Origin of the sequence: Sphingomonas metalli (assembly GCF_014641735.1) — a bacterium.
GTDB lineage: Bacteria > Pseudomonadota > Alphaproteobacteria > Sphingomonadales > Sphingomonadaceae > Sphingomonas > Sphingomonas metalli.
The window spans coordinates 444145-457009 of the sequence record NZ_BMIH01000001.1; the positions used below are offsets into that span (position 1 = coordinate 444145).

9 protein-coding genes are annotated in these 12865 nt (G+C 68.9%); 1 reads left to right on the top strand and 8 read right to left on the bottom strand.

The genetic code is table 11. The annotated features are described in order from the left end of the window. Window positions 1-7 precede the first annotated feature (7 nt). Both IEX18_RS02490 and IEX18_RS02495 read right to left on the bottom strand, forming a co-directional pair. Window positions 8-472: an MAPEG family protein gene (locus IEX18_RS02490; protein WP_188657071.1), complete on the bottom strand. Its 465-nt coding sequence runs from the start codon at window positions 470-472 to the stop codon at window positions 8-10. After that, a complete protein-coding gene (locus IEX18_RS02495; protein WP_229664317.1) occupies window positions 469-3078 on the bottom strand; it encodes a hybrid sensor histidine kinase/response regulator in 2610 nt (869 codons plus the stop codon). Before IEX18_RS02495 ends, IEX18_RS02490 begins: the two co-directional genes overlap by 4 nt. A gap of 186 nt (window positions 3079-3264) precedes the next feature. Here IEX18_RS02495 and IEX18_RS02500 point away from each other — a divergent pair, with 186 nt between their 5' ends. Beyond that, window positions 3265-4551, top strand: a complete 1287-nt coding sequence (locus IEX18_RS02500; protein ID WP_188657072.1) for a dicarboxylate/amino acid:cation symporter — start codon at window positions 3265-3267, stop codon at window positions 4549-4551. Window positions 4552-4586: 35 nt separating this feature from the next. Here the strand turns inward: IEX18_RS02500 and IEX18_RS02505 are convergent, their stop codons facing one another. From IEX18_RS02505 to tkt, 6 genes are all read right to left on the bottom strand, one after another. After that, the gene (locus IEX18_RS02505; protein WP_229664318.1) at window positions 4587-6701 is read right to left on the bottom strand and encodes a histidine kinase dimerization/phosphoacceptor domain -containing protein; all 2115 of its coding nucleotides are present in this window, start codon (window positions 6699-6701) and stop codon (window positions 4587-4589) included. 130 nt (window positions 6702-6831) lie between these two features. Continuing rightward, window positions 6832-7578 (bottom strand): HAD-IIB family hydrolase, encoded by a 747-nt coding sequence (locus IEX18_RS02510; protein WP_188657074.1) that lies wholly within the window; start codon window positions 7576-7578, stop codon window positions 6832-6834. Next, window positions 7575-8384, bottom strand: a complete 810-nt coding sequence (locus IEX18_RS02515; RefSeq protein WP_188657075.1) for a Cof-type HAD-IIB family hydrolase — start codon at window positions 8382-8384, stop codon at window positions 7575-7577. The genes IEX18_RS02510 and IEX18_RS02515 overlap by 4 nt, the downstream gene beginning before the upstream one ends. 142 nt (window positions 8385-8526) lie before the next feature. Then, window positions 8527-9510, bottom strand: a complete 984-nt coding sequence (gene gnd, locus IEX18_RS02520; RefSeq protein WP_188657076.1) for a phosphogluconate dehydrogenase (NAD(+)-dependent, decarboxylating) — start codon at window positions 9508-9510, stop codon at window positions 8527-8529. A gap of 139 nt (window positions 9511-9649) precedes the next feature. Further along, window positions 9650-10774, bottom strand: coding sequence for a transaldolase (gene tal, locus IEX18_RS02525; RefSeq protein WP_188657077.1), 1125 nt, complete (start codon window positions 10772-10774; stop codon window positions 9650-9652). Beyond that, a complete protein-coding gene (gene tkt / locus IEX18_RS02530; RefSeq protein ID WP_188657078.1) occupies window positions 10774-12861 on the bottom strand; it encodes a transketolase in 2088 nt (695 codons plus the stop codon). The genes tal and tkt overlap by 1 nt, the downstream gene beginning before the upstream one ends. Window positions 12862-12865 lie beyond the last annotated feature (4 nt).

Below are 12865 nucleotides of genomic sequence, written 5' to 3' on the forward strand. Positions count from 1 at the left end.
GCCGCGATCAGGGTTGCGCGAGCCGGTCCATGACGCTGGCATAATGGACGGCGGCGATGCTGAAATCGATCAGGAACCCGATCCACATCGCGGCGAGCACCGCGTTCGAGGCGAGGAACAGCCGGAAGCGTAGCCGCACCGCGCCCGCGATATGCGCCTGGCTGTGCAGCACGCGCAACGCGACGAAGATCCAGGCGAGCAGCACCTGCGCGATCCCGGCCTGCCGCGTCCCGGTCAGCAGCGGCACGAGGACGAGGAACAGTACAGGCATCTCGAACAGGTTGCGCAGATTGTCCGCCGCCCGGCCGGCACCCTCGAAGTAGCGCGTCGCGGCCGCACTGGTCGTGAAGTCTTCGCGCCGCGGCGGCTGGCGCTTCATGAACGCGACGCGCTCGCGCACCGTCAGGATCGCGACGGTGAAGACCAGCGCGACGAAGCCGAAGACCGGCCAGAGGATGTGGAAGGCGATCATCGATGGACACCCGGGCTCTGGTGGGGCGGGATCGACAGCAACGGCTCGTCCGCCGCCCTGCCGCGCCGCGCCAGCACCTGGCGCACGCGCCGCGCCAGCGCCTCGCGCGAGTAGGGTTTGGGCAGCAGTTCCAGCCCCGGATCCAGCCGGCCGCCGTGGACGATGCCATTGCCCGCGCCGTCTTCGGCATAGCCGGAGGTGAACAGCACGGCGAGGTCGGGGCGGCCCGCCTGCGCCGCGCGCGCCATTGCCGCGCTGTCGATCCGGCCGGGCATGACGACATCGGTGAAGACCAGGTCGATCGACCGGTCGTCCGCCAGGATCGCGAGGGCGGCGTCGGCGCTCGCCGCGGTCAACACCGTATAGCCGAGGTCGCGGAACATCTCGACCACGGTCGCGCGCACCGCCTCGTCGTCCTCGACCACCAGGACGGTCTCGGTCCCGCCCACCGCCTCGGCCTCGCCGACGATGCGCTCGTCCTCCTCGGCCCCGGCCGCGCGCGGGAAGTACAGTTCGACCGTCGTGCCCCGCGCCGGCGCCGTCTTCAGCACGACATGGCCGCCCGACTGGCGGACGAAGCCATAGACCATGGACAGCCCCAGCCCCGTCCCCTTGCCCTCGCGCTTGGTCGAGAAGAAGGGTTCGAAGACACGGTCGGCGATCTCCGGCGGCATGCCCGATCCGGTGTCCGCGACCGACAGGCGGACATAGTCGCCCGCGACATGCTCGTCGCCCGCCGGCAAGGTCGCATTGGCGAGCGCGATGGTCAGCCGTCCCTGCCCTTCCATCGCATCGCGGGCATTGATGACGAGGTTGAGCAGGGCATTCTCGACCCGCGCGGGATCGACGAAGGTGTTCCACAGCGCGTCCGCGATCTCCCATTCGATCGCCACCGCCTCGCCGACCGCGCGGCGCAGGATGGCATCCATGCCGTGGATCAGCCGCGCGATGTTGACGGTGCGCGGCTCGAGCGCCTGACGCCGGCCGAAGGCGAGAAGCTGGGAAGCCAGCTTGGCGCCGCGCTCTACGCCTGCCATCGCATTGGCGACGCGGCGATAGGCCTTCTCGTCACCGGCGACGTCGCGCTCCAGCAGTTGCAGGTTGCCCGACACGATCTGGAGGAGGTTGTTGAAGTCGTGGGCGATCCCACCGGTCAGCTGGCCGATCGTCTCCATCTTCTGCGCCTGCACCAGCGCCATCTCGGCCTGCCGGCGCTCGGCGATCTCGGCGACGATCCGCGCCTCCAGCGTCTCGTTGAGCTGGCGCAGCTGCTCCTCGGCATGGCGGCGATGGGCGATCTGACGGGTCAGTGCCGCGGCCTGTTCGCGCAGCGCCTCCTCAGCCGCGCGCCGCTCGGTGATGTCGGTATGCACGCCGACCCAGCCGATCACCCGGCCCTCCGGCGACAGGCTGCGCACCGCGCGGATCAGGAAGACGCGCCACTGGTTGTCGAACCGCCTGACGCGATGCTCGAAGGCATAGGGCGCCCCCGTCTCGATCGCCCGCCGCCAGGCGGCAAGCGTCGGTTCGACATCCGCAGGATGGACCGCCGTGGTCCAGCCATAGCCGGCATAGTCCTCCGCCCTCTGACCGGTCAGCGCCGCCCAGCCCGGCTGCTCGTCGACCATCCGGCCGTCGCCGTCGGTGGTCCACAGCACGCCGTGCACGGCATCCATCGCCGACCGGAAGCGGCTGTTGCTGACCGCCAGCGCCTCCTCGCGGCGGACCCGCTCCTCGACGTCGAAGGTCAGCGACTGGAAGCCGGCGACGCTGCCGTCGCTGCCGATCCGCGGAATGTAGCGGATCTCCACCCGGCGCGCGCTGCCGTCGCGGTGGATCAGCGTGGTCTCGGTCTGCATCGGCGCGCCGGCCAGGGCCCGCCCGACCAGCGGCGCCCGCTCGGCCCCGTCGGGGCCCGCCAGCTCTCGCCAGTGCCGGCCCAGCACGTCGTCCGGCTTCATCCCCAGAAAGTCGGCCAGCGCGGTGTTGGCGAAGCGGCAGACCAGATCGCGGTCGAAATAGGCGATCATCACCGGCAGCGCGTTGGTCAGCAGGCGCATCTCCGCCTCGCGCCGTCCCGCCTCCTGCTCCGCCTTGACGCGGGCGCTGTTGTCGATGACGGTGCACAGCACCCCTTCCACCCGCCCCGCCTCGTCCCGAACCGGAGTGTAGAACAGGTCGAAGTACAGATGCTCGTCGCGTCCGTTTCGGTGCAGCGTCACCGGCTGGTCGCGATAGCCGACCACTTCCCCGGCGAAGCCGCGGGCCAGGATGTCGCGGTTCCAGTCCCACACTTCCGGCCAGGTCTGCTCGACCAGCCCGCCCAGCGCCTGCGGATGGCGACAGCCCGCGATGTCGATATAGCCGTCATTGTACAGCATGACATGGGACGATCCCCACATCAGCACCTGCGGGACGGGCGAGCCCAGCATGTTCGAGACGGTGATGCGCAGGGCCGCGGGCCAGCTGGCGACCGGTCCCAATCCGCTGTTCGACCAGTCGCGCTCGCGGATCAGCCGGCCGCACTCCCCACCGCCTGCCGGCCAGCTGTCGGCGGGCGCATTCGGTGCGGAAAGATGACGGAGCGGCATCAACTGGAAGGACATGACATATCGAAACGGACTGTCAACGATCCGCATGGAGCGCTTTGATCAAGGTCAAAGTGCAGGGTCGGGCGGCAGTCCCGACGATCCCGCGGAGGTACGGCCCTGCGCTCTGCCGAAAGCGCCGCTATCGCGGAGTGCCAGGCGAATTTGCTGGGAAAGTTCGGCGCCGACGACCATTTTCACCCGATGAAGCGGATATCGTTCAGCACCCAGGTATTCACCGGCATGGCGGCCGGGCTCGCCCTCGGCTTCTGGGCGCGCGAGAGCGGCAGCCCGGCTCTGGCCGAGGGCCTGCGCATCGTCGGCGAAACCTTCGTCCAGCTGCTCCGCGTCCTCGTCGTGCCACTGGTCTTCACCGCGATCGTGGCGTCGATCGCGGCGCTCCGCGACCTCGGCAACGCCGCGCGGCTGGTTGCGGGCACGCTCGTCTGGTTCGCGATCACCGCCCTGATCGCCGTGTCGATCGGCCTCACCCTCGGCACCCTGATCCAGCCCGGCGTGCAGGCAGGCGTCGACGCCGCCGCCGCCGTACGGCCGGGCACGACCGGATCGTGGCTCGACTTCCTGCGCGGGCTGGTGCCGGCGAACATTCTGGGCCTGGCAGCGTCCACGAAACAGGCCGATGACGGCTCGCTGACCACCGGCCTGTCGTTCAACATCCTCCAGATCATCGTCGTGGCGATCACCATCGGCGTCGCCGCGGTGCGCACCGGCGAGGCGGGCGCCCCCTTCCTCGCCTTCAACGCCGCGGCGCTCGCCATCTTCCGCCGCGTCCTGCGCTGGGTAGTTCGCCTGACCCCGATCGGCACCGCCGGCCTGCTCGGCCATGCGGTGGTTCAATATGGCTGGCAGTCGCTCGCGGCGCTGGGCAGCTTTGCGGGCGCCATCTATCTCGGTCTCGGACTGGTCCTGCTCGTCGTCTATCCGGCGCTGCTCCGGCTCAACGGCCTGTCGGTCGGTCGCTTCTTCGCCGCGGCCTGGCCGGCCATCCAGCTCGGCCTCGTGTCGCGCTCCTCGATCGCGACGCTGCCCGTGACCGAAGCGGCGGTGGAGCGGATCGGCGTGCCGCGCAGCTACGCCGCCTTCGCCGTTCCCTTCGCCGCGACGACCAAGATGGACGGCTGCGCCGCGATCTATCCCGCGGTCGCGGCGCTGTTCGTCGCGCAATATTACCATGTGCCGCTCCACGCGACCGACTATCTGCTCGTCGTCCTCGTCTCCGTCATCGGCTCGGCCGCGACTGCCGGGCTGACCGGCGCGCTGGTGATGCTGACGCTGACGCTGACCACGCTCGGCCTGCCGCTGGAAGGGGCGGGCCTGCTCCTCGCGATCGATCCGATCCTCGACATGGGCCGGACCGCGGTGAACGTCGCCGGCCAGGCGCTCGTCCCGACCATCGTCGCCCGCCGCCAGGGCCTGATCGACCAGATCGCCCCGGCGCACACCGAAGAGCCGGTGGCGCAGCCCGCCTGACCTCACGGCGGGCCGCTCCCTCCGCGCCGCCGGGCTCAGTCCGCCAGGATCGGTGCGGTCAGGATCGCGCGCAGCCCGGGCGTATTGTCCAGAAAGGCGATCTCGCCGTCGAGCCGCGCGACCATCGCCGCCATCATCCGGCTTCCGAAGCCGCTATTGTCGCCGTGCTTGCCGGTCCCCTCGTCCGCGACGATCAGGCGCAGGCGGTTGCGGTGCTGCTCCAGCGCGATGGCGATCGGCCCCGGCGCGCCGGCATAGGCGTATTTGGTGGCGTTGATGACCAGTTCGGTCATGATCAGCCCGACATTCACCGCCCGGTCGGTCTGGATCAGTACCGGCGCCAGATCGACCCGCATCTGCGCCGCCCAGTCGCCGCCGAACGACGCCTTCATGTCGGCGATGAGTTCGTCGAGATAGCGGGACAGATCGACCGTGCCGATCTGGTCGTCGCGGTACAGGCGGCGATGGACCAGCGCCACCGCCGACAGCCGCGCCTGCGCCTCGCCCAGCTGCTCGGCGAGCGCACCGGGCCCTGCGGCGCGGGCCTGCATCGACAGGAAGGCGCCGACCAGCTGCAGGCTGTTCTGCACCCGGTGGTCGACCTCCTTCATCAACACGTCCTTCTGGACCAGCAGCGCATCCTTGTCGGCCAGCGTTCGGGTCAGCACGGCGTTGACGTCGCGCAACTCGCGCGTCCGCCGCGCATCCTCGAAGGCGCGGCGCAGCCTGCGGGCAGCCTCCACCTCCTCGAGCGTCCAGCGCCGGGCGCGCCCGCGCACCGCCTCCGTCCAGGTCGCGAACGACGCGCGCGGGGTCAGCGTCGCGCCGGGTGTCGCCGGTACCGCCTTGTGCGGGTTGCCGGCCCATTCCACCTCAGTGACCTGCTCGACGCGCAGCCATAGCAGGGTCGCGTCTCCCTCGATCAGCGGAAGCGCCAGCACGCCCGCGAACGCGCCGGTCAGGTCCGGCCATACCGCGCCCGCCTCATGCGTCGCGAAGGGATCGGCGGCGACCTGCCCGCGCGCGCGCATCGCGAGATCGCGCAACCTATCCTCCGGCGGACAGTCCCCGTCGGTGATCACCCGCCGCGGGGTCACGAGCGCGAAGCCGTCGCCGCCGAGCAGCGCCCGCAGCTCCGGTGCGGTCCGCTCCACCGCGCTCTCGAGCGCCGGTCCGTCCGCCAGTCGCAAGGCCAGCCCGTCTTCGGCCGAACGCAACCGCAGCCGCTCGCGATAGGCCTCGGCTTCCTCCTTGGCGCGGATCTGCCGCGCCAGCGAGGTGGCGAGCAGCGCGGCCGCCTGGCGGATGTCGGCCGGCAGCAGCCGGGGGCTGTCGTGATGGCAGGCGATCAGCCCCCAGAGCAGCCCGTCCTTGACGATCGAGATCGACGCGGAGGCGCCGACGCCCATGTTGCGCAGATACTGGACGTGGATCGGCGACACGCTGCGCAGGCCCACATCGGACAGGTCGATCCCCGCAAGCTCTGCCGGCCGGATCGGCGCCGGCTCATACTCCACGTCGGGGATCGCCCGCGTGCGGTTGCGGACGTAGAGAGCGCGCGCCTGGCGCGGAATGTCGGAGGCAGGGAAATGGTGGTGGAGGAAGGCGCCCAGTGCCGGATCGCGATCCTCGGCCACGACGCGGCCGGCATCGTCGTCGAGGAAGCGATAGATCATCACCCGGTCGAACCCGGTCAGCCCGCGGAACACGATCGCCGCCCGCTCGCACAGGCCCTGAAGATCGGTCGCCCGCTCGAATTGCTGGGCGATCAGCTCCAGCCGGCTCATCATCGCGCCCGCGGTCGGCGGATCGGCCGCGGCGGGCTCCAGCTCGGCGATCAGATACTCGCCGCTACGGTGGAGGGCGACGTCCCAGCGCTGTCCGTCGACCGTCACCGGCACGCCGATCACCGTGCCGCCCGGCCCGATCATCACGCCTTCCAGCAGCGCAGGAACGCTTTGGCCGAGCAGGTCCGAAAGGTCGCCGCCCAGCCAGTCGGGCGTCAATCGCCCCTCCACATCCCCAGCCGCCGCCGCCACGCGATGGCTGGCGGCCTCGGCGATCAGCAACAGGCCGTGCGGCTGGATCGATCCGGGAATGTGGATGGGTTCGCGATCGCAGCCCGTCTGGTCGAGGCCTGGTCCCGGCAACGGGTTGTGAGATGCCATACGCGCACGAAAAGTCCCTGTTCGGTAAGAGACATGGACCTTTCGTTACGCTGACGCAATTGCCCGTACGGTAGGACGGCTCATGGGCCGCCCGAATCGGGTTGATCCATATTTATTTTTGACACGCGACGATGGCGGCGATCACGCTCAGCGTCTCCTGCGGATCGCGCACGCGGACGGTGTCGAGGCCCAGTTCCTTGGCGGGATAGTCGTTGCCGCCAGGGAAGATCGCATCGCCGATGAACATCATCGCGTCGAGCGCGATGCCGCTCTCGTCGCGCAGCCGCTTCAGGCCATAGGCCTTGTCGACCCCCTCCTGCGTGATGTCGATCGAGGTCGCGCCACCCATGTTGATCGACAGGCTCGGCAGCCGCTGGCGCAGATCGGCCTGGATCACCTTGCGCTTGGCGAAGTCGGGGTCCCAATGTTCCTTCGCGTCGATCGGCGCCTGCTGGCCGAGCGCGGAGAAGGTGATCTGGCTGCCCCGATCCTCGATCCGCTCGCCCCAGGTCTGCTCGGGCACGAAGCCGGTCGCTTCCAGCGAGGCGTCGAACGCCTCCAGGATCTTCGCCTTGGTCGCATCGTCGAACAGCTCGGCATAGACCGCCGACCACGCGCCGTCGCGATAGGTGTAGAGCTTGGTCCCGGTTGTCGGCATCAGCCACAGTTTGCTGCGATCCGCGCGTTCCGGCAGGCGGCTCGCAACCTGCTTGTCGAACTGCGGCCAGTCGCCGCCCGAGATCACCGCGACATGCGCCACGCCCAGCAGGTCGGCCAGCGCCTCCCCCATATCGTCCTTCAGCGGCTGCTTGCTTTCGGCGAGAGTGCCGTCGAGGTCGAAGGCGACGAGGTGCTTCATCCGGTATGATCCCCTTTTAGGATGATGGTATCGATGGCGTGCGCGACGCCATCGGCGTCGTTCGCGAGCGTGACGGCGCCGGCGCGATCCTTCACCGCCTGCGGGGCATTGCCCATGGCAATGGCGAGGCCCGCGCGGTCCAGCATGGGCAAGTCGTTCGCCTGATCCCCGATCGCCGCCGTATCGCTCAGCGGCACGTCGAACGCCTCGGCAAGGCTGGAAATGCCCGCGCCCTTGTTGGCTTCTTTGGCCGTCACGTCGAGATAATAGGTCTGGCTCTGCGCGATCGTCGCCCTCGCGTCGTACAGCGGCGCGATCTGTTCGTGCAGCGCACGCAGCACCGGCTCGTCGTCGCTGACGAAGGTGATCTTGTCGGCGCGCGCGATCAGCTCGGCGAAGTCGGTGGTGACCACCGGCTCCTGCGCGGAGGCGACCCGCTCATGCTCGACATGAACGCCCCGATCGGTGGAGGCATACCAACGATCGTCGGCGAACACCCAGATATCGACCGGCTCGCCCTGCGCGGCGTCGAGCACGCCGGCCGCCACCTCGGGGTCGATCGGATGATGCGCGATCACCTCGCCCGAGCGGCGGAAGATGATCCCGCCATTGAATGCCGCCAGCGGGGCATCCAGCGCCAACGCCTCGACCAGCGGCATCAACCCCGATCGCGGCCGCGCCGAGATGATCGTGAACCCGACCCCCGCCGCTGCCAGCCGGCGCACGGCAGCGATCGTGCCATCGGTCAGATGCTTCTGCTTGTCGACCAGCGTGCCGTCGACGTCGGATACGAGTAGCCGGATCATAATAGCCCCTCCCCTTCAGGGGAGGGGTTGGGGTGGAGCGCTTCCCCATAGACCTTCGCTTGTGGAAGCGCCCCACCCCCGACCCCTCCCCTGAAGGGGAGGGGAGCGAAACAGCGCAGCCAAGCCGACCAGCCGTGACCTGTCACTGCGGGATCTCGGTATGCCCACCGAACCCGAACCGCATCGCCGACAGCACCTGGTCGCCGAACGTATGCTCGATCCGGCTGCGGTAGCGGGCGAAGAGCGCGGCGGTCAGCACATTGGCCGGCACCTTCTCCTCCATCGCCGCGTCGATCGTCCACTGGCCCTCGCCCGAATCGGCGACATGGCCACTGAACTGCGACAGCATCGAGTCCTTCGCGAGCGCGATCGCGGTCAAATCGAGCAGCCAGGACGAGATCACGCTGCCGCGCCGCCAGACTTCGGCAATGTCGGTCAGGTTCAGGTCGAACCGCTCGTCTTCGGGAAGCTTGTCGCTCGACTTCGACTTCAGGATGTCGAAGCCCTCGGCATAGGCCTGCATCAGGCCATATTCGATGCCGTTATGGACCATCTTGACGAAGTGCCCCGCTCCCGGCGGGCCGGCATGGATGTACCCCTTCTCGGCGCGCGGATCGACCTTGTCATGGACGCGGCCCGGCGTGCGCGGGATCTTGCCTGCGCCCGGCGCCAAGGTCTCGAACACGGGATCGAGCAGCCGCATCGTCTCGTCGTCGCCGCCGATCATCATGCAATAGCCGCGATCGAGGCCCCAGACACCGCCGGACGTGCCGACATCGACATATTTCAGGCCCCGGTCCGCCAGCATCTTCGCGCGGCGGATGTCGTCCTTGTAGAAGCTGTTGCCGCCGTCGATCACTATGTCGCCGGCTTTCGCGCCCTCGGCGATCGCCGCGACCGTCTGTTCGGTGATGGCGCCCGCGGGCAGCATGACCCACCAGATCGCCGGGCTGTCGAGCTTGCCGCGCACCTCGACGAGCGAGGCGGCGCCCTCCGCGCCGTCGGCGACCAGCTTCGCCACCGCATCGGGATCGCGATCGAAGGCGACGATCTGGTGCCCGCCCTGCATCAACCGGCGCGCCATATTGCCGCCCATCCGGCCGAGGCCGATCATCCCGAGCTTCATTGTCGATCCTTACCTGTGCTGCCCGACACTCCGGGCGACCGCCGCGGAGCACTCCCGCGTGGGATAACCCGTCAGACGCGCCGCGGTTTCCCACGACGAGCGCGGTGCGGGACGCGGCGGCCCCGCACCGTCGCCGCGATCAGGCGGTCGCCGGCTGCTTGGCGGCGATCGACCCGAGCAGATCGTCGAACGCCTTGGCGAAGGAGGCGACGCCCTCCTCGACCAGCGTGTCGGTGACGCTGTTGAGGTCGAGGCCCAGCCGCTCCGCCTCGGCCAGCACGTGACGCGCACCGTCCACGTCCTGGGTCAGCGTCTCGGCCACCGTCCCGCGCTCGCGGAACGCGTCCATGGTCTTGGGCGGCATGGTGTTGACCGTGTCCGGCCCGATCAGCGTGTCGACATAGAGCGTGTCGGGATAAGCCGGGTCCTTCACCCCGGTCGACGCCCAGAGCAGCCGCTGCGGCTGCGCGCCCTTGGCGGCCAGCGCCTGCCAGCGATCCGACGCGACGAAGTCCTGGTACCAGGCATAGGCGAGCTTGGCGTTGGCGATGGCGACCTTGCCCCGCAGCGCCTTCAGCGCCTCCGCCTCGGCATTGCCGGCCGCGACCCGCTCGTCGATCTTCTTGTCGATCACCGTGTCGATCCGGCTGACGAAGAAGCTGGCGACCGAGGCGATCCGGTCGATCGGCTGCCCCTGCCGCACCCGCTCCTCCAGCCCCATGGCATAGGCCTCGGCGACCTTGATATAGGCGTCCTGCGAGAAGAGCAGCGTGACGTTGACGTTGATCCCGGCCGCAATCGTCGCCGCGATCGCCGGCGCGCCCGCGGGGGTGCCGGGGATCTTGATCATCAGGTTCTCGCGGTCGACCGCGTCCCACAGCTTGCGCGCTTCGGCGATCGTCGCGTCGGTGTCGTCGGCGATGTACGGCGACACCTCCAGGCTGACATAGCCGTCCTTCGAGCCCAGCCGGTCGTAAACGGGCTTCAGCGTCTCGGCGGCGGCCTTGATGTCCTGGATCGCCAGGTGCTCGTACCGGTCGATCGTCGCCGCGCCCGGATGCTCGCGGTCATAGGCAGCGAGCGTGTCGTCATAGGCGTCGCCATGACCCATCGCCTTCTCGAAGATCGACGGGTTGGAGGTGACGCCGGTCAGCGAATCGTCCTGCACCAGCTTTTCGAGGCCGCCGGCCTCCAGGAACTTGCGGTCGACGAAGTCCAGCCACACCGCGGTGCCGGCGGCGGAGAGATCGTTCAGCGTGCCCATCACTTGTTCTCCATCGCTTCACGGGCGACCTTGACGAGATTGTCGACGGTGAAGCCGTATTTGTCCTGCAGCTTGGCGATCGGGGCGGAGCCGCCGAAGGTCGACATGGTGACGGTGCGCCCCTTGGTCCCGACATAGCGGTCCCAGCCGATCGATCCGGCCATCTCCACCGCGACGCGCGCGGTGACGTTCGCCGGGAAGACGCTCTCCTTGTACGCCGCGTCCTGCAGCTCGAAACGATACCAGCTCGGCATCGAGACGACCCGCGCCCTCACCCCCTCGGCGGTCAGCTTCTCATAGGCCGCGACGGCCATCGACACTTCGCTGCCCGTACCGATCAGGATCACCTCGGGGTCTTCCGCGCCTGCCAGCACATAGGCGCCCTTCATCACCCCCTCGGCAGAGGCATAGGTGGTGCGGTCGAGCGTCGGCATCGCCTGGCGCGACAGGACGAGCACCGTCGGCGTGCCGCTATTGTCCATCGCCGCGCGCCAGGCCCAGGCGACCTCGTTGGCGTCGCCCGGCCGGATCGTGTCGAGCCCGGGGATCGCGCGCAGCGAGGCGAGGTGCTCGATCGGCTGGTGGGTCGGCCCGTCCTCGCCGACGCCGATCGAATCATGGGTGAAGACCCAGACCGAGCCCAGCTCCATAATCGCCGACAGGCGGATCGGCGGGCGCATGTAATCGGCGAAGACGAGGAAGGTGGAGCCGTACGCCTTGAGGTGCGACAGCGCCATGCCGTTCACCACCGCGCCCATGCCATGCTCGCGCACGCCGAAGTGGAAGTTCTGGCCGCCGTAATTGGAGGCTTCGAAACTGTCCTTGCCCTTGATGTCCGTCTTGGTCGACGGCGCGAGATCGGCCGATCCGCCGACCAGCCACGGCACCTTGGCCGCCAGCGCGTTGAGCACCTTGCCGCCCGAGTCGCGCGTCGCGAGACCCTTGGCGTCGGCCGGGAATTCGGGAATGCCGGCGTCCCAGTCGTCGGGCAGCCTGTCCTTCAGCATCAGGTCGAGCTCGGCACCGAGCTCGGGATATTCGCTGCGATAGCGGTCGACCATCGCCACCCACTCGTCGCGCAGCTTGCCGCCGCGCCCGCCGATCGCCTCGCGGAAATGCTCGGTGACGCCCTCCGGCACGTAGAAGCTCTTGTCCTCCGGCCAGCCATAGGCGCGCTTGGTCGCGCGGACATTCTCCTCGCCCAGCGGCTCGCCATGCGCCTTTTCGGTGCCCGCACGCGGGCTGCCCCAGCCGATGACCGAATGGACGACGATCAGCGTCGGCTTGTCCTGCGTCGCGCGGAAGGCGTCGAACGCCTTCGAGAGAGCGGCGACGTCGTTGGCGTCGTCGACATGGATGACGTTCCAGCCATAGGCCTTGAAGCGCAGGCCGACATCCTCGTCGAAGGCGAGGTCCGTGCCGCCCTCGATCGAGATGTGGTTGCTGTCGTAGATCCAGCAGAGGTTCGACAGCTTGAGATGGCCCGCCAGGCTCGCCGCCTCGCTCGCCACGCCCTCCATCATGTCGCCGTCGCCGCACAGCGCGTAGACGTCATGGTCGAACACCGGATATCCCGGCTTGTTGTAGCGCGCCGCCAGCCAGCGCTCGGCGATCGCCATGCCCACCGAATTGCCGCAACCCGCGCCCAGCGGACCGGTCGTCGTCTCGACACCCGTGGTGTGGCGATATTCGGGGTGCCCCGGCGTCTTTGAGGAAAGCTGGCGGAACTGCTCGATATCCTCCAGGCTCACCGCCTCGCGACCGGTCTTGTTCCCCTCGGCATCGATCTCCTCGATGCCGGCCAGATGGATCAGGCTGTAGAGCAGCATCGAGGCATGGCCGACCGACAGCACGAAGCGGTCGCGGTTCGGCCAGTCGGCGTGGCGGGGATCGTAGCGCAGATATTTCGCCCAGAGCGCATAACCGACCGGCGCGAGCGCCATCGGCGTGCCGGGATGGCCCGAATTCGCCTTCTGCACCGCGTCCATCGACAGGGTGCGGATCGTGTCGATCGTCAGGCGATCGGGACTGCCGTCTTCGCGGAACGACGCGTCCGCATGGGGGGCGGCGGTCTGGGTATCGGACATGGGA